This is a genomic window from Halomonas sp. AOP43-D1-4, assembly GCF_052446175.1.
Classification (GTDB): Bacteria; Pseudomonadota; Gammaproteobacteria; order Pseudomonadales; family Halomonadaceae; genus Vreelandella; species Vreelandella citrativorans.
Genome location: NZ_JBQSVY010000002.1, coordinates 203,731 through 226,264 on the forward strand (window position 1 = coordinate 203,731; position 22,534 = coordinate 226,264).

Sequence of the window (22,534 nt, forward strand, 5' to 3'; positions counted from 1 at the left end):
TTAACTGGCGCTATCGTCTCGATAGATGAAAATGAGAAACACTCTCTTTCTCTTATCGACGACTTGTTGACGAAGTGCAGGCAAATAACATGACCAGTGAGCAGCGACAGCTTCGCCAAACCCTTGGGTTCTTACGAACCTCGTTCGAGGCGATTCAGCACTCAATTGCAGGACGGCTGGACGACCCGCTGCCCTGCTGGCTGGATACTGGAATGCTTTCGATGCTGGCCGGAGAACTTAACCGCTGCTGCAAAGAGGCCAAACCGCTATTTGCCCCTCAAGTAGTTGAGCAAATTTTTCTCGCCGCTCAACAGTGCGAGCTACTGCTGAAACAGTGCCCCGGTGTACTCAATAGCGCTATCTGTCACCGGCAGTTAGCCGCGATTATGCTGCCGCTCAACAATGCCCTTCAGCTAATCGTCATACCTCCTAAACGGCGCTGGCCTTGGCAGCGAGATTGAGTTCATCGCGCTCAGGTACATCGTTACTTAGGCACGTCACTACCCGGTACGCTGTTAATCAACGGCGCCATCAATGAGTCCTCCAAGCCCCATCTTTATCAAGGTGGGGTTTTGTTTTATGCCTGGCGACCTCATAACAAACCACAAGGAAGAGTGGTTGGCGCTTACTAGTAAACTGGTCTATTGTGTCATCACTTTAAAGCAGTGCACGTAACAGGAGTTAGCTGAATGGCATTTGAAGCACTTTTTAACCCGACCCAACTTGGTAGTCTGTCGATTCCTAACCGCGTCATCATGGCACCGCTCACACGCGCACGCACACCGGATAGCGTGCCTGGCAAACGGCAGCAAGCCTACTATGGGCAGCGGGCCGGTTCTGGCCTGATTATCAGTGAAGCAACCAATATCTCTCCCACTGCCCGTGGTTACGTCTACACCCCAGGCATTTGGACCGATGAGCAGGAAGCGGGCTGGAAGGAGGTCGTCAATACGGTGCATGCCAAAGGCGGTCGAATTGCGCTGCAACTTTGGCACGTTGGGCGTGTTTCCCACGAGATGGTGCAACCCAATGGCGAACAGCCGGTCGCGCCCAGTGCGCTTAAAGGTGAAGGCGCCCAGTGTTTTGTTGAGTTTGAAGACGGTAGCGCAGGCCAGCACCCCACCAGCACACCGCGCGCGCTGGAAACCGACGAGATCCCCGGCATTGTGGATGACTACCGCCAGGCGGCGGTGCGTGCCAAGCGTGCGGGTTTCGACATGGTTGAAGTGCACGCAGCCAACGCCTATTTGCTGAATCAGTTCCTGGCCACCGGCACTAACCAGCGTACCGACCAATACGGTGGCTCGCTGGAAAACCGTGCGCGCTTCCCGCTGGAAGTGGTCGATGCCGTTGTTGACGTATTTGGCGCTGACCGAGTTGGTATCCGCATGACGCCGTTTATCGAGCTGTTTGGATTAACCGACGATGAGCCTGAAGCAATGGCGTTCTATACGGCGGATCAGCTTTCCAAGCGTGGCCTTGCCTATTTACATCTTAACGAGCCCAACTGGGCCGGTGGCGACATTCAGTTCCCTGACGGTTTTCGCGAGCAGATGCGTGAGCGCTTTAGCGGCAGCCTGATCTACTGCGGTAACTATAACGCCGAACGTGCCGAGGCCCTGCTCGATTCAGGCAACGCGGAAGCCGCCGCCTTTGGCCGTCCGTATATCGCCAACCCCGACCTGGCGGAGCGTTTTTATAAGAACGCACCATTGAATGAGCCTGATCACGCGACCTTCTACGGTGGCGACGAGAAAGGCTATACCGATTACCCGTTTATGGATAACGGTTATGATCGTATTGGTTAATACGCCGACGTAAATGCGTGTTCATAACAGCAAAAAGCACCACTTGTGCGGTGCTTTTTGCATATATATTCATGTTAGAACGCTGTTACTATAAAAGTTCTGATTACCAAGTCACGTCTTTTAAACGCGGATGTATTGGATATCCACCACCAGCCGGTAACGGAAGCGACCTACGCCTCCATTATCGGCTGATGAGTTCACGCTCAATGCCTTAGCCGTTGATGATGGCGCTGTTTACACCACGCCCTGGCTGCGCAGGTAATCGTCATAGCTGCCGCTGAAGTCGACAATGCCGTCGGGCTGCATATCGATAATGCGTGTGGCGAGTGACGACACAAACTCACGGTCGTGGCTGACAAACATCAGCGTACCGGGATAGTTTTCCAGTGCCAGGTTTAGCGCCTCAATGGATTCCATATCCAGGTGGTTGGTCGGCTCATCCATCAGCAGTACGTTAGGATTAGTCAGGGTTAACTTGCCAAACAGCATGCGTCCCTGTTCACCGCCGGAAATGACCTTGATGGACTTTCCAATATCGTCGCTTGAGAACAGCATGCGCCCCAGCGCACCGCGTACGACTTGCTCGCCCCCCTGGGTCCACTGCCCCATCCACTCGAAGAGCGTCATATCGACGGCAAAGTCATCGGCATGATCCTGGGCAAAGACGCCAACTTCGGCCGCATCGGTCCACTTCACTTCGCCTTTATCGGGGCGAAGGTCGCCCGCCAGAGTTTTCAGCAGGGTCGTTTTGCCGATACCGTTGGGGCCGATGATCGCAATACGCTCACCCGCTTCGACGGACATGGAGAAGCGCTCAAACAGCGGCGCACCGTCATCGTAGCCTTTGGTGATCGCATCCACGTTGACCGCATTACGGTGAATCTTCTTGTTCTGGTCAAAGCGGATAAACGGACTTACCCGGCTGGAAGGCTTGATGTCTTCGAGCTTGATTTTATCGATCTGGCGCGCCCGCGAGGTGGCCTGTTTGGCTTTCGAGGCGTTCGCCGAAAAGCGGCTAACAAACTGCTGAAGCTCGGCAATTTGGGCTTTTTTCTTGGCGTTATCCGAGTGCTGACGCTCACGCGCAGCAGTTGCTGCCGTCATGTAGTCGTCATAGTTACCCGGGAACAGAGTGATCTCACCATAATCCAGGTCCGCCATATGCGTACATACGCTGTTCAGGAAGTGGCGGTCGTGAGAGATGATAATCATGGTGCTGTTACGCGCCGTCAGAATATCCTCCAACCAACGGATCGTGTTGATATCCAGGTGGTTGGTAGGCTCGTCGAGCAGCAGTACATCAGGGTCAGAAAACAGTGCCTGGGCAAGCAGCACGCGCAGCTTCCAACCGGGAGCCACTTCACTCATTGGGCCGGTATGCTGCTCAATGGGAATTCCCAGGCCCAGAAGCAATTCACCGGCACGGGATTCGGCAGTGTAGCCATCCAGCTCAGCGAAGCGCACTTCCAGGTCGGCCACGGCCATACCGTCTTCTTCGCTCATTTCCGGCAGGCTGTAGATGCGTTCGCGTTCCGCTGCAACCTTCCAAAGCTCGGTATTGCCCATGATCACAGTGTCGATGACCCGCTCATTCTCATAGGCGAACTGGTCCTGGCGCAGCTTGCCCAGCCGCGTGCTGTTATCCAGCATGACCTGGCCAGAGGTTGGTTCAAGCTCGCCACCCAGAATCTTCATAAAGGTCGACTTGCCGCAACCGTTGGCGCCAATCAAACCGTAGCGATTGCCGTTGTTGAATTTGACGGAGACGTTCTCGAACAGGGGCTTGGCCCCGAACTGCATGGTGATATTGGCGGTTGCGATCAAGATGGTGACCCTGGTTAGCGGAGTAATTGCGCGTACAAAGGCTCGCGATTCTACGCGCTCTTGGGCAACGTTACACCCTTCGCCTAACGCAGTGTGCTATCGGGCGCGGGCAGTTCCAGCAGAAAGCGTTGCCCATCAATCGCTTGGCATAGCCGAGAGTGCAAAATATCGACAATACCGGAATGTTCACCGACCAGTCTTGTGGTCGCAACATTAAGCGTAGGGTGACGCTGTTGAGCGGCCTGGCAAATCTCGGCAATATCACCCTCTTCCCCTGCATGCCTGCCCGGTGAGAGAAACAGCATCGCCAGGACGACCGGCCCATCGTGAAAATCGGGGTTATCCAGCAGGTTTTGCAACAGCGGTTCGTTAAAGCGATACGCCTCACCTTCACGCCGCTCCATGGACGCCGCGGCCACGCAAGCAACCTCATTCGCTAACAGCACACTCAACTGCCCGGCCAGCCGGTTGCGCACGGCAGTCACTTCAGGGATAGGGCTGCCGTGGTCGACAAGCGCAACCCGGGGGGGCGTGCCATTAAGATGCTCGCGTACGTTGTCAGCCAACAGCCTGGCCAGCCGCAGGTCGTTATCACCCTGCTCGTCCACCAACGGCTGGGCAACTCGTACACTCACGTGAGGAAAGCGCGCTTGCAGGGTCGCCATACGTTCGGGTAGATAGTCGGTCAAGGCCTTGCTTGGCCCAAAAAAGAACGGCAAAACGATGATCTCGGTAGCCCCTTGCTCCGCGCTGCGCTCGGCGGCAGGCCCAAGGGTAAGGGCGGGAGTGCCCTCCAGTTCATCAGCCGGGATTTTATGGGAGTGGAGCAGTGACGCGGCACACACCGTCTCGCCTGTTTGTTGGCTAAGCAAGGCCGCTATACGGCGTAAATTGCGGGTGGCGGCCGGGCGTAATGAGCCATTATCGACCAGAAAAATAGCGCGCATGAGTGCTCCAAGGGAGAGTGCTTGGTCATGTTACCATGGCATTTTAAACCACGTGACGGGGTCCATGTTGATCGATACTACTGCCATCAACCAGCAGCGCCACTGCTTCGATGCAGATGCGGAAATCTGGATTTTCGGGTACGGATCGCTGATCTGGAAAGCGGATTTTCCCTTCCTGGAAAAACGCAGTGCTTATATTACCGGTTGGGAGCGCCGCTTCTGGCAGGGTTCCCATGATCATCGTGGCACGCTGGAAGCGCCTGGTCGCGTGGTCACTCTCACACCTGTCCCAGGGGCTATTTGCCACGGCATGGCCTACCGCATTACTCCCGAGACGTTAGCGCCGTTGGATCACCGCGAGAAAAATGGCTACTTGCGCGAGTTAACGCCCCTGTTTTTTACGGACAATTTTACGGACAGTGACTCAAGCACTAACGAGGGTGATCAAGCGCAAACGCAAGGGCTAGTGTATTTGGCAACCGACGATAATCCCGCCTTTCTAGGCCCAGCGCCGCTTGATGATATGGCCCGCCAGATTGCTCACGCGTCTGGCCCTAGCGGCCCCAACCGTGACTACCTGGTTAACCTGGCTCAGGCACTGCGGCATTTAAACGTCGATGATGCGCATATTTTCGCGCTGGAGCAGCAGTTAAACCGCCTTTAGTTGCGCTATCAATCGTACGGACACTACCAATAGCGCGGATAGCGGCGATGGCGCGCCAGGTTATTAACCAAAATTGCGATCGCCAGCATCACCACACAGCCCATGCCGATGGGCAGCAGCGGGTACCACCAGCCCAGGTTATGCACACTGGTACCGCCACCTACCGCAATAAGCGCCGCAGCAGCGCCGGGCGGATGCACCGTATGGGTTAATTGCATAATCAGAATGGAAAGCGATACCGAAAGCGCCATGGAAAGAGGCGTTGCCCCCAAAAGCTGGTAACAGCCCACCCCAATACACGCTGACAGGACACTGCCAAACAGCACATGGCTGGGCTGCGCAAACGGACTTTCCGGTGCGGCATAGATCAGTACCGACGTTGCCCCAAACGAACCCACAATCAGCAACTGCTGGGAAAGCCATGCCGAGCTTAACCAGCAAATCACCGCCATACCGGTAAATGCGCCCAACCATGACCATACAGCATCCTGCCAACCTACCCGATTGCGCTGAATACGTTCGCCCCGCATTTTGCCAAGATACGTTTTCATCTCGCTCTCATTGCACTAAAGAAGTGCGAAATGATGGCAAATTGCACCAAATAGGCAAATGATAAATGGTCATAGCGTTATGAATACGTTTCAAAACATTAACGAGAGAAACGATTAACGCCATTAATACAGATACTTAGCAAGCTTACTTAAGCATCTTAATACTGAGACTGATTACATAATGAGCCAAGAAAGAATAAATAGCGCCAACAAAATCCGCACAATGGCGCCAAACAGTGACCCGCGCAGCAGCGCTCGCACACCACCCCACAATAGATAAAGCCCTATGATTAACACCAGAAGGCTAAAAAATGACGCGTTGATCCCCAGCGAACGACTGAGCCCATCGACAAACTCTTCAAGGGCACCGAAGAAGTTGGTAAAAATAGCCAATAGGAACTCAACCACCGTACGAATTACATCGCCGATGGTTTCCCCCACCCTGTCAAAAAAACCGTTTGCCTGCATGCAATATCCTCAAACGTAACCATCGTGTTGGTTGGCATTGTCAGCTAAAACCCAGCAACGGGCAAAATAATGCGCTCGTTTACAAGGAGAGTATTGCTCCTAAAGGGGGAAGCTGCCCTGTTACCATTTTATCCACTGTAGTCTCTGATAAGCTGCTAATTCATAATCCACTTTTTCTAACGGCTACTCTCAATGCTCAACCAGCGCGCTCTGAACTATCTTAACGAGGTAATTCGCAGAGGTTCGCTGCGCCGTGCAGCAGCTTACTTGGATGTCGATGCGTCGGCGCTTAGTCGGCAAATAAAGGCGTTGGAAGAGGAGCTGGGCGTCAAGCTGTGCGAGCGCCACGGCGGAGGCATGCACCCCACCCAAGCCGGACAACTGTTGGTACACCATTTTCATACCCAGCGGGCTCAGGAAGAGGCTGTCTTATCACAGTTAATGGAACTGCAAGGGTTGACGCGCGGAGATGTACGTATCGCCGTAGGTGAGGGATTTATCGCTGACTTGATCGCCAAGCCTCTGGGCGACTTTATGTCGACGTTTAATGGCATTAATGTCGAGATCCGGATGGCCGGTGTCAATGAGGCAATATCACTGCTTAAGGATCGCGAAGTAGAACTTGCGCTACTCTACGCCCCCCCGGTTGACCCAGCACTCTACTGCCATGTGGAAACCTGTCAGCCGCTGGATCTAATTGTGCCTCCTGGCCATCCACTTTGCACGTTGCACCGCCCTATCAACTTGAACGATTTACTCCCTTGGCCACTAGGCCTTATGGATAACCCTTTTGGAATGCGCCAAATGGTCAACATGGTGGCCCACCATGAGCGCGTTCACATTGAGGCACGTCTCCATACAAATTCGGTAGCCGTACTCAAGAACTTTGTACGCTCAGGCATTGGTGTCACCTTCATGCCCGAACTCACCATTATTGATGAGATTGAGCGTAACGAAATTACTAGTCTGCCCATGAAATATTCATTAATGAATGACGCGCGTGCACAGATTGTCAGCCTCCTAGGCCAAGAACTCACTGTTGCCGGGCATGCCTGCGTGAAACACCTTAATAAAGGCATGCGTTTTTTTTCCAGTAATGCGCCCCGCCTGTTGCGTTAAAGACAACACTTTAAGTATTGAATAGTCAACGCATCAATGCTTAGTCTTCTTACGTCAATCATAACAAAGCTCTAGCAAGATACATCCTGATAACTGCCGTTTATATTATAAACAAGGAGATCTTAATGTTAACGTCTCACTTTATGCCCAAATTACTTACAGGCGCATGTATGCTTGGTTCTGCACTGCTAATCGGAAATGCGTGTGCCGCCACGAGCATTAACTTGAGCTATAACGGTGCTCCGGATCCTGAGAAAAATGCAGTTCACGTATTTGCCACCAACCTAAAAGAGCTTGTCGAAGAGAAAACCAACGACGCGATCAAACTGCAACTTTTCCCGAACAGCATGCTGGGCGGAGAAGAGGAACGCATGGAGCAGACAATGAATACGCCCATGCTCAATATCGCATCGTTTGCGGGCGTCTCCCCTCTGGTCGATGAGATATTTGTGAGCGCCATTCCGTTTCTGTTTGAAGATTTCGATGCGGCCCGGACATTTTTCGATGAAGGTGATTACTGGCTAGCCTTAAGCGACACTCTTCAAGACCGAGCGGGTATAGACATGCTCGCCGTTGTAGAAGAGGGCGGATTTCTGGCGTTTACCAACAGTGAACGGCCAATCAGCCATCCGGATGATTTCAAAGGTCTACGTTTCAGAGCAATGGACCCAAGCCAAGTCGCCCTCTATGAGTCCTTTGGCGCATCGGGCACGCCCATCCCTTGGACAGAAACTTACATGGCGCTGCGCACTGGTGTTGCCAACGGCCAGATGAATCCGCCGATGTATATCGCGCTTGCTAGTCTCTATGAAGTGCAGGACTACCTGACGCTTGCCAATATTCAATACTCCGACCAATTCCTGGTGGGCAATAGTGCGATGATCGCTGGCTGGGACGATGAGTTACGCTCGGCGTTTATGGAAGCGGTGAACGAAGCCAACAAGAATGCCCGCGAAGCCAATGAGTCCCAAGTAGACTCGCGTATCGCCTACCTTGAGGAGCAAGGCATGGAGGTGATTCGCCCCTCAGAAGAGGATCTGGAAGCATTTCGTACCGTGGGTCAGCCCGCCTACCTGGCGTGGCTGGCGGAGCGTGGCATTGGTCAAAGCTGGATAGATATGGCGCTTGAAGATGCCGGCATGAGTGAGCTCAACGATTAACCAGCTGCTTGACGCGTAATTATCGGGGCCGATTAATGTCGGCCCTTCCCTTTCGTGTTGTCGGGAATATCATCATGTTGACCACGCTTCGCCACCACATGCTGGCCATTAGCCGCCCGGTCACGCTTACCCTAGCTGGGTTGCTACTATCAGTGAATGTGCTCGCCATTCTATACGGCGTCTTTACCCGCTATATCGCAGGCGGCGCTCCCATCTGGACCGACGAGCTGTCACGCTTTTTGATTATTGCTACCGTAATGATCGCCGCTGGCGCCGTATGGTCTGAAGGTGGACATATGCGGGTTGGTCTGCTGGAACGACTCTTGCCGGCGCCGTTGGCACGTCTTTTAAACCTGTACCAATGGCTGCTTACACTATTTCTAGCCGTCGGTGGCACTTGGGTCAGCTACCGCTACGCGCTATCGGTTAATATGTTTACTACATCGGGTCTAGGTATCAGCCGCTCAGTACCCCTGCTTTCCTTGCCATTGGGGTTTGCCCTGCTGGCTTGGCATATCCTGCTCTATGGTCCCGCCCCGCTTAAAACCGTGGAGGACAGGGCATGATTATTACCATGCTGGGCGTTTTTTTAGTCCATGTGCTACTCGGTTTACCACTATTTATTTCGCTGCTGGTTACAGCGCTGGTTGGCTTTATGTTTGTCGACCCCTCCATGATTCCACGTATGATGCCGCAGCAGTTTTTTGGTGGCATCAACGTTTTTTCCTTGATGGCGATTCCGCTATTCATCTTGGCAGGTAATCTGATGAATGCTAGCGGCCTGACAGAACGCCTGATGGGCCTTGCGCGGCTATTGGTCGGCCATCTACGCGGAGGTATGGGGCATGTCAACGTGGTATCTAGCGTTTTCTTCGCTGGCGTTAACGGCTCCGCCGTGGCAGACACTTCTGCGCTTGGCTCGCTGCTGGTGCCGGCCATGGAGAAAGAAGGCTATTCACGGGCGTTTGCAGCCGGTTTGACAGCAGGTAGCTCGTTAATCGGTCCGATTATACCACCCAGCATCTTCATGATTCTGTATGCATCGCTAACCAACACCTCAGTAGGGGATCTGTTTCTAGCCGGTATTATACCGGGCCTTCTGCTAGGCATTGCCTTCATGAGCATGAATGCTTGGTACGCTTGGCGTCACAGACTGCCTAAAAGTGGTAATTTGCCGTCGCTGTATCAGTTGCTGATTGCCTTTATTGCCGCCCTTCCAGCGCTAGTGGCGCCATTTATTATCGTAGCAGGCATTGTTCTAGGATTTGTGACGCCTACCGAGTCCGGAGCACTTACAGCGCTTTATGTCGGACTATGCGGTGTGGTATTGGGTAATTTGCACCTGCGCCACTGCTGGCAGGCAGTAGCAGATACTGCGCGTCTTACAAGCGCCATTTTTCTGATCATGGCCGCCTCAGCAACCATCAGTTGGTTACTTTCCTACGCTCAAGTGCCCGCGCAGTTTGTCTCTCTGCTTACGCCCTATATCGACAATGCTGTCATGATATTACTCCTGCTTAGTGTGATTACCTTCCTGACGGGCATGTTCATGGAAGAGGTATCAGCTCTGATGCTGCTAACTCCTATCTTTGCACCGGTCGCCATGATGGCAGGTATCGATCCGGTGCACCTAGGCGTAATTATTACACTGAATATCACAATCGCCTTAATCACTCCGCCCTTGGGTGCCTGTGTTTTCGTAGCCGCCGCGGTCAGCCGACTGGAAATTGTCTCATTATTCAGAACAATCTGGCCCTTTGTACTAACGGCTATCGCCGTGCTGTTGCTAATTATTTTTTTCCCTGCGCTAGCACTGTGGCTACCCACCTCTTTTGGATAAGACAATGTCTGCATATTTGCTCTCTGATAAGGCCTTGTCGCCGATTCCAAGCCATCCTGCTCCTCACTGGGAGCAGGTGAGCCGCCTGCCAATTGCCGATAATGGAGAACGCCTGCTTCCCATGAGCCTGGCCTCGCCATCGGTTCGCGTCTTCCCCGCCTATGCCCGGCTGGGTATACCCGGCGCCGTGAACGAATGCTTTGTACGTGAAGGTGTCTACCGCGCGCTGGTAGCTGCTGCTCGTAGCCTGCCCAAGGATATCGGGCTGATTGTGCTAGACGGCTGGCGCCCTTGGCGGGTTCAACAGTATCTATTCGAAACGCTACAGGAGGCGATTCGCCATCGTGAACCTACGCTGAGCGATAGCGAGCTTTTATGCCGCACCCGCGAGTTTGTCTCAATACCTAGCCGGGATAGCAGTGCTCCCAGCCCTCACTTAACCGGAGGGGCGGTTGACATCACACTCTGCGGCTTGGATGGTGTGCCGTTAGATATGGGCACACTGTTTGATGAGACGCTGCCAGCTTCACATACGGATCATTTTGAACAACTGGGAAGCCTTAATGAATCGCAGCGTCAAGCCCGGGGCCATAGGCGCTTGCTCTACCACACTATGGCCGCCCAAGGGTTTACTAACTTACCTAGTGAGTGGTGGCATTACGACTTAGGCGATCAGCTCTGGGGACATTATTCAGGCCAAAGCAGCGCTCACTACGGTCCGGCCGAGCTTGATACCATAGAGAATCGCTGGCGTCGTCAGTTAGGCTAATCTATTGGCATCAAGCAAATAGCCATTAAGCCTTCAAGAAGCCAAGCGAAACAGGCTACATTAGGACTGAATCTATTGTGTCCGCCCACTAAAGGAGTCTTCGCAATGCCCAGCGTTTTAATTACCGGTGCAACATCCGGCTTTGGTAAGGCCGCCGCCATGCGTTTTGCAAAAGCAGGCTGGTCATTGATTTTGACTGGCCGCCGGGAAGAGCGCTTGAAAGCGCTTGAGAGCGAGCTTTCACAGCAGGTGCCGGTATTAACCCTGACACTTGATGTACGCGATAGCGACGCGGTCACCAACGCTATCAGCAATTTACCTGAGCGCTTTTTGCCGCTCACCTGCTTGATCAATAATGCAGGCTTGGCACTGGCGCCCGAGCCTGCGCAGCAGGTCGACCTCAACGACTGGCATACCATGATTGATACCAACATCACCGGGCTGGTCAACGTCACTCACGCCGCGATGCCACTGCTACTGGCGCATGGTAAAGGTGCCAGCATCTTGAATCTTGGTTCTGTGGCAGGCCAGTGGCCTTACCCTGGCGGCCATGTATACGGCGCCTCCAAAGCGTTTGTTCAACAGTTTAGCTACAACTTGCGCTGCGATTTATTAGGCACTGGCGTACGGGTTACCGACCTTGCCCCGGGCCTGGCGGAAACCGAATTCACCCTGGTACGCACGAAAGGCAATCAGGAAGCCTCCGATGCACTGTATCGCGGTACTACGCCGCTTCAGGCCGAAGACATTGCCGAGCAGCTCTACTATCTCGCCACACTGCCCGCGCATATTAATATTAATCGCTTGGAAATCATGCCCGTGCGCCAGGCATGGTCGCCGCTTAATGTTGACCGCGACCCTGAATAACGTCTCAACCCGTTAACACGCGTCTGCTTTTTATGCTGCTGCACGGGTGATACAACGCTTCTCCTTCACCAGTATTCACTCGTACAGCAGCCCTTTATTAGGCTTCTCTGCCTGTCCTTTTTTGCTGGCTAACCCGCTATTCTCACGCGCTTTTCTCCAAGCCTTCACCTTATGTCTACCCCTGCCACGCTTGACCTAAATATTTTAAACCTCTATTTGTTATATATAACAAGGCGCCTAATAAATTTCTCTACGCCGTCAAGCGTGCCCTGCCAAGGGACCGCCCATCCAGAGGTCGATGTGCATGAATGTGAACATGACGTTTCTTCAAGGGCTACTCTCCAATATCAGTACGCGTACACGTCTCTTGGGTAACGCGTCTAACACCGCACAAAGCAGTGGTGCGCACTTGCAAGCTCTCTCATCAGCCTGTGCAACGCTGATGGAGCGTGGCGGTGAAGCCTCCCAGATAATGACCGCCCAGCGTGCGCTCACTCATTATCAGCAGTTGGCGCCTGAAGAGAGACTGGCGTTCTTTTCGCTGCTGGCCAGCGACTATTCCGCTGAGCCTAGCGCCATCCATAGCGCCTACAAAGCGTACTGTGCGTCGGAGGATAACGCCGCGCTGGAACAACTGTTTAACGCTTGTGAACCGCGTCGTCAGGATTTATTGCGCCGTTTGAACCTTTGCCCAGGCGGCACCTTCGAGCTGGTCAAGATGCGTGCCGACTTGCTCAAGCAATTGCGCCATACGCCAGAGCTTGCCGCGCTCAACAGCGACTTCTCGCATCTGTTTAATTCCTGGTTTAACCGGGGGTTTCTGGTGCTGGAAAGCATCGACTGGAATACGCCCGCCGCCGTGTTGGAAAAGCTCATTCAATACGAGGCGGTGCATGCCATCAGCGACTGGCGCGACCTGCGCCGCCGCCTTGATCCAGATGATCGCCGCTGTTACGCCTTTTTCCACCCGGCCACCGGCGACGAGCCGCTTATTTTTGTGGAAGTGGCGCTTTGTAAAGGTATCCCCGACAACGTTCAGCGTATTTTGGAACATGGCGAAGAAGTGCCGCTGGAGGTAGCCGACACTGCGGTGTTCTACAGCATCAGCAACTGTCAGGCAGGACTTAAAGGGGTGTCGTTCGGCAACTTTTTGATCAAGCAAGTCGTACAGGAGCTTAGCCGCGAGCTGCCGCAGTTGAAGAACTTTGTCACGCTTTCGCCGGTACCCGGTTTCGCCGACTGGCTCGCCGAGCAGCGTGCCTCGCAGTCACTGGTACTGCCAGAGACGCTAGGCACCTTTTTACAGGACCATGAAGCAACCGAGCTGCCCGCCGCCGCGCATAAAGAGTTCATGCGCCTGGCCGCCTATTACTTAACCGAGGCCAAGCACCGTAGTGGCCAACCGCTCAATCCGGTCGCGCGTTTTCATTTAGGCAATGGTGCCAGCCTTCATCGGCTGAATTGGCTGGGTGACACCTCATCCAAAGGTCTGCAACAGGCCCACGGCCTGATGGTTAACTACCTCTATCAGTTGGAGCGTATTGAGCAAAACCACGAAGCCTATACTCGCAACCATAGCGTGGTATGTGCCAATGACATTCGCCGTTTAGCCAATCAGGCAGGCCAGTATTTCAACAGTGAAGCGAACGCCTAACAGCGAGCGCTTTGGATAATAAAAAGGACCCTTTCATGAACCACAATCTTTATCTCAAGTTCTATCCGCATTTTGAACGTCAGCCCAATAAGGTGCTGATGGATACGCTCAACGGCAAGCGCTACCGGTACAGCGATGTTCTCGCTACCAGTCGAAGAATGGCCAGTACCCTGATTGAGCTGGGCGTTTCACCGGGCGACCGAGTGGCCGTACAGGTCGACAAAAGCCCTGAGATCGTGATGCTGTATCTTGCCTGCCTTCAGGTCGGCGCGGTGTATTTGCCACTGAATACCGCCTATACCGACAGCGAAATCGCCTACTTTCTGGAAGATGCCGAGCCACACGTTTATGTTTGCCGCCCAGAGGTGCTGCAACATGCCCGCGCTATCGCCAGCGGCGTTGCCCATGTAGAAAGCCTGGGCACCAACGCCGACGGCAGCCTGATGGAGAAGGTCGACAAGGCCTCCGAAACCGAGCAGGTGTGTGAGGTATCGGCCGACGACCTGGCGGCCATCCTGTACACCTCGGGTACCACCGGGCGCTCCAAGGGCGCCATGCTAAGCCACCAGAATCTGGCCTCCAACAGCCAGGCGTTGAGCGAGGCGTGGCACTATTCCGAGCACGATCACCTGATTCATGCCCTACCGATTTTCCATACCCATGGGCTTTTTGTAGCGTGCAACATTACGCTAATTAACGGCGCGTCAATGACGTTCCTACCCAAGTTGGACGTGGATGAGCTGCTTGACCTGATGCCCCATGCCAGCGTGCTAATGGGCGTACCCACTTTCTATACCCGCCTGCTCGCTTCGCCGCGTTTAAACCGCGATGTCGTTGCCAATATGCGCCTGTTTATTTCGGGCTCGGCGCCGCTGCTGGCGGAAACCCATGAAGCGTTTGAAGCACGTACCGGCCACGCCATTCTTGAGCGTTACGGCATGACCGAAACCAACATGAACACCTCCAACCCCTACAATGGCAAGCGTCGGCCCGGCACCGTGGGCAAGCCCTTGCCAGGCGTAGAAGTACGGATTGCCGACCGTGAAAGTGGCGCCGCACTTGCCCAAGGGGAAACCGGCATGGTTGAGCTACGCGGGCCTAACATTTTTCAGGGCTATTGGCGCATGCCCGAAAAGACCAAGGCGGAGTTTCGTGATGACGGCTTTTTCATTACCGGCGATTTAGGCCTGATGGATGACCAAGGCTACCTGAATATCGTGGGCCGCGATAAGGACCTGGTGATCTCCGGCGGCTACAACGTCTACCCGAAAGAGATTGAGCAGTTGATTGATGACCTGCCCGGCGTAATGGAGTCGGCCGTTATTGGTGTGCCTCATAGCGACCTGGGCGAAGGGGTCGTCGCCGTGGTGGTCCCCAGTGCTTCAGACGCCGTTAGCGAAGCACTGGTACTGGCCGCGCTGAAGGACCAGGTAGCACGCTACAAACAGCCCAAGCGGGTTTTCTTTGCCGATGCGCTCCCTCGCAACGTTATGGGCAAAGTGCAGAAGAATCAGTTGCGTGACACCTACGCTGACACCTTTAAAAAGGAGCACACCGCCGCTAACGCTTGATGCTGGATCCCGCGCCGCAGGGGAAGGGCTAAGCCCTGACTGCGGTTAAAGATAGCTCCATACAACAACGATAAAACAGGAAGATTGCCATGGTGATTTACGGAGTTGCCCTGCTCGCAGGGTGTATGTTGGTTGGCCTATGGGCAGGTGATGTGCTGGGCATGCTGCTGGGCGTCAATTCCAACGTAGGCGGCGTCGGCATTGCCATGCTGATGCTGATTTTTCTGGGCGGCTACCTGATGGACAAGGGAAAAATGCCCAGCGGTACCGAAAGCGGCATCACCTTCTGGAACGGCATGTATATCCCCATTGTGGTGGCCATGGCGGCGAGTCAAGATGTTGCCGCTGCCTTTGATGGTGGGATGATCGCGCTCCTGGCAAGCCTGGTGGCCGTTGCCGCAAGCTTTGCATTGGTGCCCTTCCTCACTCGTCTCGGTCATCCGAAATCCTCATCCACGACAGCGGTTGCGTCTGCTTCAAGCGCCAGTAAGGCCAGTAAGTCTCGGGTCAAAACCTCTTCATCTTCTCCGGCGTCTGCGCGCACGCGCACGGCCCGCTAACCTGAGGCTATCGTTATGATTGAATCGTTCGTCACTCAGCTCGAAAAACAGCACCTAATCGCCGCCTTTGCGCTGGTAGGCGGTGCAATGTATATCTCTTATCTGGTCAGCGACAAGCTGACCAAGGGCCGCGTTCACGGCTCAGCCATTGCGATTATGGTGGGCCTCGCGCTCGCTTATTTTGGCGGCGTTCATACCGGCGGTAGCCGTGGGCTTGCCGATATCAGCCTGTTTGCAGGGCTTGGGCTAATGGGTGGCGGGATGCTGCGCGACCTGGCCATCATCGCCACAGCTTACGGGGTGCGCTTTCAGGAAATTCGTGCAGCGGGAATCAGCGGTATCATCGCGCTGTTTTTGGGCGTCATTGTGTCCTTCGTGGCGGGTGTGGCCGTGGCTTACGCATTTGGCTATCGGGACCCGGTCTCGCTCACCACCATTGGTGCCGGTACCGTCACCTACATTGTTGGCCCCATTGCCGGCGCCTCCATTGGCGCCTCTTCCGACATTATTGCGCTTTCGATTGCAGCAGGCCTTTTCAAATCGATTCTGGTGATGGTGCTGACCCCCATCGCTGCCCGCCATATCGGTCTGGACAACCCGCGCTCTGCGATGATCTTCGGTGGCTTGATGGGCACCACTAGTGGCGTGGCGGCAGGCCTTGCTGCCACCGACCCGAAACTGGTGCCTTATGGTGCCATGACGGCCACTTTCTATACCGGGCTGGGCGCACTGCTTGCCCCTTCAGTGCTGTACCTTGCTGTGCGCGCCGTTTTTTAAAGGCGTATCTAGCTGGCGATGGGCAACCGTTTGCGGCTGAAGGCCGTTAGCCCGACCAATAGTGCCGTGGTGGTAAAAATCGCCACGGCGCTCATCGCCATTCCCACTCCCGGTGAGCCCTGCTCGAATTGTCCAAATACGAATGTCGATACGGTGCTCATGCCTGCCGGCGCCACCATCAGTGATGCCACCAGCTCTCTAGAAGCGATGGCAAACACCAGCAGCATGGATACCAGAAGACTCGGCGCCAGCGCCGGCAGCAAGATACGCCGAAACGTCGTGACAAACCCGGCACCACACACTCTGGCAGCCGCTTCCAGGCTCTCCCCCATCTGCCGGAAAGTCGCACTGGCATAGCGCACAGGGTAAGGAAGCAGCAGACACGCATACGCCAGCAGCAGCATCGCCCCGGTGTTGTACACCTGAATGGGCCAATGGCTCTGGTTCCACGCCAGAATCAAACCTACTGCGACAACGACCCCAGGCAGGGTGTTGGGCAGCAACGACAGTAAATCGAGCAGCCCTTTGCCACGTACTTGAGCGCGCACCACCATATAGCCAACCAGGGCTCCCAATACGCCTGTGAGCAAAGCGGCGCCAACGGCCAGGCTCAAACTTGTCCCCAATGCCTGCATGGCACCGCCACGATTGGCAAACAGCGCCTCGAAGTGGCGTAGCGACAGGTTATCCAGCGTAAGTCCGCCCGACAGCGTTCCCGTCAGCGCTGTCGCCAATACGGCCAGCAGGGGAACGGCAACCGAGATAAACGCCACGGCTGTAAAAAGCACTAAGGTCGGCCACTTCCATTTTCCAAGCTCGGCGCGCTCCCCCGTCGCTGGCTTGCCGGTCTGGCTGATAAACGAACGCCGCGTTACCAGCCAGTGCTGGACGTAGAAGGCGGCCATCGCCAGCATCACAAGCAACAGTGACAGCACGGCGGCACCGGGGATATCGATTGGCCAGTCGGAAAAGCGCTGATGAATCCCGGTCACTAAAACGTGATAGCCCGCCTGAGCGCCCAGCGTGGCTGGCGTGCCGAACTCCTCAATCGTGAGTGCAAAAACCAGCAGTAGGCTGGCCGCAATACCGGGCGTCGAGAGTGGCAGAGTGACGCGCCAAAGCGCCTGCCATTTGCCCGCGCCACAAACGCGGGCAGCCGACGCGTAACGCCCGCCCACGCTCATCATGGTGCGCGAAACGGCAAAATAGACCACGGGAAAGACGTTCAGCACCATCACGAACACAATGCCGTAGAAAGAGAACAGAAAATGGCTCGCGTCGATACCCATTAACTGCTGCGCATAGCCGCGCGGCTGAAGCGTCAACATCCAGGAAAGCGCTGCGATATACGGCGGAATCATAAACGGAATCAGAAAAATCAGATCCCAAATAGCGCCGCCCGGCACACGGGTAAGCGCCCGCAGCGCGCCAAGCGGTATGGCCAACACGGCACAGACCAAGACCACGGCAAGGCCCAGACGCAGCGTATTGCCCAGCAGTTTAAGCAGTGCAGGGTCGACAAGCGTTGGCACGAACAGTGTAAAAGCACCAGAGAGATCACCGCGCGACCATAGCGGAAAGATGGCCTGCAAAACGATATACAGTAGCGGCAAGCCCACTAATAAAAGCAGTATCAGCACCGTGAGCAACAGCACGATACCTGCCCCGTCCAAACGAGGCAGGTTGAGGGCTTTGATCGATTTCATCACCCGCCCGTCAGCTCACGAAAGCGTTCCAGAATGACGTCACGCTGCTCGTTCATTGCTTCGCTATCGATATCAATCAGCGTCAGTTCATTCAGCGTCGGGCGCTGTGCTTCGATATCACTACGTGCTGGCATCAGGTAGCTTTCAGCAACCCGCTGCTGGCCTTGATCAGAGAGCACGTAATCGATGAACTGCTCGGCCTCATGTTGCATAGCGCTGGATTCGAGAATCATCATCGGGCGCGGCGCGATAACCGTACCACTTTCGGGGAAAATGACCTCAATCGCCTCGCCGCTTTCCTGTTGGGTAAGCGCAATATAGTCGACGGCGCCAAACACAACAGACTTGGCGCCCTGCAATACGGGGTTCAGCGCGCGAGCATTAGGCCCGGGCACCACCATACCGTTGTCCATCAGTGCTTCCAGCAGCGACCACGTTGCGTCTTCTCCCGTCGCTGTCAAAAGGCCGGCCACCAGCTCAAAAGCGGCCCCCGACTGAGCGGGATCAGGCATAGTTACCTGGTCGGCGTAAACCGGGTCAGCCAGATCAGACCAGTCGCTGGGTGGCGGCGTATCACTATTTTGGTTCCAGACCAGCGACAGCGCCGAAACGCCCTGGGCGACGTAGTCATCCGCCTGCAGGAAATCAGGCACAGTGGCCGCATTAGAAGATCGATAAGCGTGCAAGAGACCATCTTCCGAAAGCGACGTAGCGCTATCCCAAGAAGCAGAAATGACGACATCTGCCAACGGATTGGCACGCTCGGCTTCCAACCGGGCCATTACCTGGCCTGTCGTACTTTGAAACACATTCACATCGATATTGGTTTGCTCGGTAAAATCGGCCGCCAGACGTTCAATCAGCGAGTTCGGCCCTGCCGAGTAGACCGTCAACGCCTGAGCATGAGCTTGACTACCCAGACTAAAAATTGCGACGCCCGTAAGCGACACCAGCCCAGAGCGGGAAAGCAATCGAGAAAGCATGCGACATTCCTTATAGTGGGATAAATGTGTTAGCAAAGCTCCGCAGCATGCAGAGGGGAACAGGAAAGCGCCTCGCCAGTGGGTAGCCAGGCGCGTAGTGATGTGACGTCTACCGTCAGGCCAACGGATTCCGGTGGCACCAGCGTGCCATGTACGCGCAGTTTTATATGGGTATGTTGATTAAGCGACAGCGTTAGTGCGGTGTGGTCGCCCTGAAACAGCCGACCTTTTACCTTGGCAATCACATCAGCCTGAGTTGGCGACGTCAGTGTAAGTGCCCGGCGAGGTAGCAGAAGGCGTGCCAGGCCGGTGTAATCACGGTGAGCCATGACGCGTAACGTTTGGCCAGCAACATGAAAGCCATCTGCATCGAAGTGTCCATCAAGCACCGCACCGGCATCGATAAACGCGGCAATCGAGGGGGTAGCGGGCGCTTGATAAAGCGCTTCCGGGGAGGCCACCTGTTGCAAACGCCCCTCTTGCAACACTGCCACCTCATCGGCCAGAGCAAAGGCTTCGTGCTGATCGTGGGTGACAAACACGGCCGTCAGGGCGAGCTCTTCAATTAGGGCTCGGATTTCCAGTACCAGATTGTCGCGAAGCCCTTTATCCAGATTGGAGAGCGGCTCATCCATTAGCAAAAGCCTGGGCTTGGCCACGATGGCGCGTGCCAGCGCAACGCGCTGCTGCTGCCCGCCGGAGAGCGACCCCGGCTGGCGGTCGGCATAGTCGCCAAGGCCGACCAGCGACAGCGCCCAGGCTACCTGTTCTTCGCGCGCTTTGGGGTTAACGCCTTGCATTTCCAGAGGAAACGCTACGTTTTGCGCCACGCTCATATGCGGCCAGAGTGCATAATCCTGAAAGACCATGCCGAGCTTTCGATCGTTGGGGCTCAAATGACGCTGAGGCTGAGCCACAAGCTGCCCATTCAGGGAAATATGCCCGCTATCGATGCCGGTTAGCCCAGCGATACAGCGCAGTAATGTCGTTTTACCACAGCCGGAGGGGCCTAGCAGGGCCAGCACTTTGCCGCTCGATAGGTGAAGGTCGATACCATCCAGCGCTTTTTTATCACCAAACGATTTATGCAAACCTTCAATAGCAAGCGCAGGAATGGGCATAGGGTTAGCACCGTCATCAAAGGAAACTATCCTAACCAAAAATGATGACAGTCGTTTGACAGCGCTAGTGATTATAAAATCGGCACCAGCGCCTCTTTTGCTTCACGGCAAAGGTGGTGCGTTAACCCGGTTAGCAGGCGGCCTCCACTGCGCCAATAGTGCCAATAAAGGGGCACCTTAATGGCGCGCCCCGGCATCAGTTCCACCAGTGTACCTTTGGTCAATTCATCACGTACCTGAAGCTCTGGCACCATCCCCCAACCGAGACCGCTCTCCATTAGCCGTACAAAGCCTTCGGAAGAGGGGCACAGGTGGTAATCGAACCCACCCGTTACGCCAAGTTCTGCCAAAAATCGATGCTGTAGCTGATCATCGGTTCCGAACACAATCGCGGGTACGCGGCCTAACGCCTGGGCAGTGATACCGCTTGCCAAGTAGCGCTGAATAAAGGCAGGGCTTGCCACGGCAAGATAAGGCATGGCACCTAACGCTACGCTATTGGCACCCGCAACCGGGCGTTCGGCGGCACAGACACATCCTGCTACTTCACCAGCGCGCATGCGCTTTAGTCCTACCTCTTGGTCCTCCACCACCAGCTCCAGCAGCACGTTCTGGTTGGTACAGAAATCCCCTACCGCTGATGCCCACCACGTCGCCAGGCTATCGGCGTTAATCGCCAGGCGCAGGCGTTCCGGTACGGCCTCGCTTAATACCGGCACCTGACCCTTTAAGTCGCGTTCAAGTAAGCGCACCTGCTGCACATGGTTAAGCAGTTGGCGTCCTACCTCGGTGGGCGCAGGCGGTGTGGCACGCACCAGAACGGGCTGACCAATACGCGCTTCAAGCAGCTTGATTCGCTGGGAGATAGCTGACTGCGATAACCCCAGCACCTGCGCGCCTCGCTCAAAACCACCCTGCTCTATGACGGCGGCCAACGCCGCCAATAATTTGTAATCCAGCAATCACTTTTCCTAATGAGACATCAGCATTATTCGTTTTTCTTATACAGGTAATCTCTGCACACTGGCCAGCGATATTCATAACAGGAAAGAGAGCATGTGGCAGAGTTACAGCAACGGCCTGCTGGTTGGGATGGGGTTAATCATGGCGATTGGCGCTCAAAATGCGTTTGTGCTTTCGCAAAGCCTGCGCCGCGAACATCATATTCCGGTCGCTCTGCTGTGCATTGTTTGCGATGCCGTGCTGGTGACCGCAGGCGTGTTTGGTTTGGCGAATCTGCTGGCTCAAAATCCCCTTCTATTAGCCATTGCTCGCTGGGGCGGGACTGCATTTCTGCTTTGGTACGCAAGTCAGGCACTACGCCGTGCCTGGCGCCCTAACGGACTTGAGGCAGGCGGTACGCCGCCACGCTCTCTTACTGCGGTCATACTGGCGACACTTGCGGTAACGCTGCTCAACCCGCATGTTTATATTGATACCGTATTGCTGATCGGCTCACTCGGTGCTCAGCAACCTATTCCCGGCGCCTATGCCATGGGGGCTGCCAGTGGCTCAGCACTCTGGTTTACTGCCTTGGCACTAGGCGCTGCCTGGCTGGCGCCTTGGCTGTCACGCCCTCTTACCTGGCGGCTAATCGATATTGGGGTTGCGATGATGATGTCGACAGTTGCCATCCAACTGATGATAAGTGGTTTGTAGCCCCTTCATACAATAAGTATCTGTGAAGTTTTAACGCAGGTTAATACTATTTCTACAATAAAACGTTTAACCACGTACCAACTGATTTTCAATTTAAAGCTTAAGGAAACTGGCAGAAGCCAACGTTAACAAAAAAGCGGGGTAACTCCGCACGATTCCCATTTTGATCTCTGCCTGCCCTGGTTTGGCCTTAGCCAACCCATAGTCGATGCTTGAGTTAACGCAAGCAGGCTGATATCTTATCGATAATAACTATCATTAGCATAGGGAATTTCATCTCATGTACAGCATGGAAAAAAGCACTTCGCGGGAGAAAACACCGCCACCACGTGAAGTGGAAAGTCGAGAGCTACTAGGGTCAGAAGGCCAGTTGGTGATTCATCACGAAAACCGGCGCTATCTGCTACGTTTTACCAAAAGCGGAAAACTTATTTTAACGGCTTAACAACTGACCGTTACGCCCCCTTAGCATTTGCTATTAGTACG

Annotated in this window: 23 protein-coding genes; 15 read left to right on the top strand and 8 right to left on the bottom strand. The window is 54.8% G+C overall.

What is annotated here, in order from left to right; genetic code table 11:
* The first annotated feature begins 89 nt into the window (after positions 1 to 89).
* Together ACT3RQ_RS02880 and ACT3RQ_RS02885 are read left to right on the top strand one after the other, a co-directional pair.
* Positions 90 to 461 carry a hypothetical protein gene (locus ACT3RQ_RS02880; protein WP_172117878.1) on the top strand — a complete coding sequence of 124 codons (372 nt, stop codon included), beginning with the start codon at positions 90 to 92 and terminating at the stop codon, positions 459 to 461.
* A 228-nt stretch (positions 462 to 689) separates the two neighbouring features.
* The gene (locus ACT3RQ_RS02885; RefSeq protein ID WP_444679986.1) at positions 690 to 1,808 is read left to right on the top strand and encodes an alkene reductase; all 1,119 of its coding nucleotides are present in this window, start codon (positions 690 to 692) and stop codon (positions 1,806 to 1,808) included.
* A gap of 234 nt (positions 1,809 to 2,042) precedes the next feature.
* Here ACT3RQ_RS02885 and ACT3RQ_RS02890 read toward each other — a convergent pair whose 3' ends face one another.
* Together ACT3RQ_RS02890 and ACT3RQ_RS02895 are read right to left on the bottom strand one after the other, a co-directional pair.
* Positions 2,043 to 3,632: an ABC-F family ATPase gene (locus tag ACT3RQ_RS02890; protein WP_441677378.1), complete on the bottom strand. Its 1,590-nt coding sequence runs from the start codon at positions 3,630 to 3,632 to the stop codon at positions 2,043 to 2,045.
* A gap of 83 nt (positions 3,633 to 3,715) precedes the next feature.
* Entirely contained in the window at positions 3,716 to 4,579 is an 864-nt protein-coding gene (locus ACT3RQ_RS02895; protein ID WP_444679987.1) for a sirohydrochlorin chelatase, read from the bottom strand.
* Between the two features lie 64 nt (positions 4,580 to 4,643).
* Here ACT3RQ_RS02895 and ACT3RQ_RS02900 point away from each other — a divergent pair, with 64 nt between their 5' ends.
* On the top strand, positions 4,644 to 5,243 hold the full coding sequence (locus ACT3RQ_RS02900) for a gamma-glutamylcyclotransferase (protein ID WP_444679988.1): 600 nt from the start codon (positions 4,644 to 4,646) through the stop codon (positions 5,241 to 5,243).
* Between the two features lie 23 nt (positions 5,244 to 5,266).
* Here ACT3RQ_RS02900 and ACT3RQ_RS02905 read toward each other — a convergent pair whose 3' ends face one another.
* Entirely contained in the window at positions 5,267 to 5,794 is a 528-nt protein-coding gene (locus ACT3RQ_RS02905) for an HPP family protein (RefSeq protein ID WP_442353188.1), read from the bottom strand.
* A gap of 174 nt (positions 5,795 to 5,968) precedes the next feature.
* Positions 5,969 to 6,262 (bottom strand): hypothetical protein, encoded by a 294-nt coding sequence (locus tag ACT3RQ_RS02910; RefSeq protein WP_087110915.1) that lies wholly within the window; start codon positions 6,260 to 6,262, stop codon positions 5,969 to 5,971.
* Positions 6,263 to 6,454: 192 nt separating this feature from the next.
* Between ACT3RQ_RS02910 and ACT3RQ_RS02915 the strand changes: the two genes are divergently transcribed.
* From ACT3RQ_RS02915 to madM, 10 genes are all read left to right on the top strand, one after another.
* Positions 6,455 to 7,381 (top strand): LysR family transcriptional regulator, encoded by a 927-nt coding sequence (locus ACT3RQ_RS02915; protein WP_444679989.1) that lies wholly within the window; start codon positions 6,455 to 6,457, stop codon positions 7,379 to 7,381.
* A gap of 170 nt (positions 7,382 to 7,551) precedes the next feature.
* Positions 7,552 to 8,541, top strand: coding sequence for a TRAP transporter substrate-binding protein DctP (gene dctP, locus ACT3RQ_RS02920; protein WP_444679990.1), 990 nt, complete (start codon positions 7,552 to 7,554; stop codon positions 8,539 to 8,541).
* Positions 8,542 to 8,615: 74 nt separating this feature from the next.
* Positions 8,616 to 9,107, top strand: a complete 492-nt coding sequence (locus ACT3RQ_RS02925) for a TRAP transporter small permease (RefSeq protein ID WP_444639228.1) — start codon at positions 8,616 to 8,618, stop codon at positions 9,105 to 9,107.
* On the top strand, positions 9,104 to 10,381 hold the full coding sequence (locus ACT3RQ_RS02930; protein WP_444639229.1) for a TRAP transporter large permease: 1,278 nt from the start codon (positions 9,104 to 9,106) through the stop codon (positions 10,379 to 10,381). Before ACT3RQ_RS02925 ends, ACT3RQ_RS02930 begins: the two co-directional genes overlap by 4 nt.
* A gap of 4 nt (positions 10,382 to 10,385) precedes the next feature.
* Positions 10,386 to 11,150, top strand: a complete 765-nt coding sequence (locus ACT3RQ_RS02935; RefSeq protein WP_441677362.1) for a M15 family metallopeptidase — start codon at positions 10,386 to 10,388, stop codon at positions 11,148 to 11,150.
* Between the two features lie 105 nt (positions 11,151 to 11,255).
* Positions 11,256 to 12,017: an SDR family NAD(P)-dependent oxidoreductase gene (locus tag ACT3RQ_RS02940; protein WP_444621583.1), complete on the top strand. Its 762-nt coding sequence runs from the start codon at positions 11,256 to 11,258 to the stop codon at positions 12,015 to 12,017.
* 316 nt (positions 12,018 to 12,333) lie between these two features.
* Positions 12,334 to 13,671 carry a malonyl-CoA decarboxylase gene (locus ACT3RQ_RS02945; RefSeq protein WP_444621584.1) on the top strand — a complete coding sequence of 446 codons (1,338 nt, stop codon included), beginning with the start codon at positions 12,334 to 12,336 and terminating at the stop codon, positions 13,669 to 13,671.
* Positions 13,672 to 13,706: 35 nt separating this feature from the next.
* Complete coding sequence (locus ACT3RQ_RS02950) at positions 13,707 to 15,242, top strand: malonate--CoA ligase (RefSeq protein ID WP_444621585.1); 1,536 nt, start codon at positions 13,707 to 13,709, stop codon at positions 15,240 to 15,242.
* Between the two features lie 89 nt (positions 15,243 to 15,331).
* Positions 15,332 to 15,802: a malonate transporter subunit MadL gene (gene madL / locus ACT3RQ_RS02955; RefSeq protein ID WP_087110906.1), complete on the top strand. Its 471-nt coding sequence runs from the start codon at positions 15,332 to 15,334 to the stop codon at positions 15,800 to 15,802.
* Positions 15,803 to 15,817: 15 nt separating this feature from the next.
* Positions 15,818 to 16,579, top strand: coding sequence for a malonate transporter subunit MadM (gene madM / locus ACT3RQ_RS02960; protein WP_172117866.1), 762 nt, complete (start codon positions 15,818 to 15,820; stop codon positions 16,577 to 16,579).
* Between the two features lie 8 nt (positions 16,580 to 16,587).
* Here madM and ACT3RQ_RS02965 read toward each other — a convergent pair whose 3' ends face one another.
* The 4 genes from ACT3RQ_RS02965 to ACT3RQ_RS02980 all read right to left on the bottom strand — a co-directional run bounded on the left by ACT3RQ_RS02965 (position 16,588) and on the right by ACT3RQ_RS02980 (position 21,351).
* The gene (locus ACT3RQ_RS02965; RefSeq protein WP_444621586.1) at positions 16,588 to 18,285 is read right to left on the bottom strand and encodes an ABC transporter permease; all 1,698 of its coding nucleotides are present in this window, start codon (positions 18,283 to 18,285) and stop codon (positions 16,588 to 16,590) included.
* Positions 18,285 to 19,268 (bottom strand): ABC transporter substrate-binding protein, encoded by a 984-nt coding sequence (locus tag ACT3RQ_RS02970; protein WP_444679991.1) that lies wholly within the window; start codon positions 19,266 to 19,268, stop codon positions 18,285 to 18,287. Before ACT3RQ_RS02970 ends, ACT3RQ_RS02965 begins: the two co-directional genes overlap by 1 nt.
* Before the next feature lie 29 nt (positions 19,269 to 19,297).
* The gene (locus ACT3RQ_RS02975) at positions 19,298 to 20,389 is read right to left on the bottom strand and encodes an ABC transporter ATP-binding protein (RefSeq protein WP_444621588.1); all 1,092 of its coding nucleotides are present in this window, start codon (positions 20,387 to 20,389) and stop codon (positions 19,298 to 19,300) included.
* Between the two features lie 71 nt (positions 20,390 to 20,460).
* On the bottom strand, positions 20,461 to 21,351 hold the full coding sequence (locus ACT3RQ_RS02980; protein ID WP_444621589.1) for a LysR family transcriptional regulator ArgP: 891 nt from the start codon (positions 21,349 to 21,351) through the stop codon (positions 20,461 to 20,463).
* 94 nt (positions 21,352 to 21,445) lie between these two features.
* Here ACT3RQ_RS02980 and ACT3RQ_RS02985 point away from each other — a divergent pair, with 94 nt between their 5' ends.
* Positions 21,446 to 22,048, top strand: a complete 603-nt coding sequence (locus ACT3RQ_RS02985; protein ID WP_444621590.1) for a LysE/ArgO family amino acid transporter — start codon at positions 21,446 to 21,448, stop codon at positions 22,046 to 22,048.
* A 280-nt stretch (positions 22,049 to 22,328) separates the two neighbouring features.
* Positions 22,329 to 22,493, top strand: coding sequence for a hemin uptake protein HemP (gene hemP, locus ACT3RQ_RS02990; RefSeq protein WP_444621591.1), 165 nt, complete (start codon positions 22,329 to 22,331; stop codon positions 22,491 to 22,493).
* Positions 22,494 to 22,534: the final 41 nt, after the last annotated feature.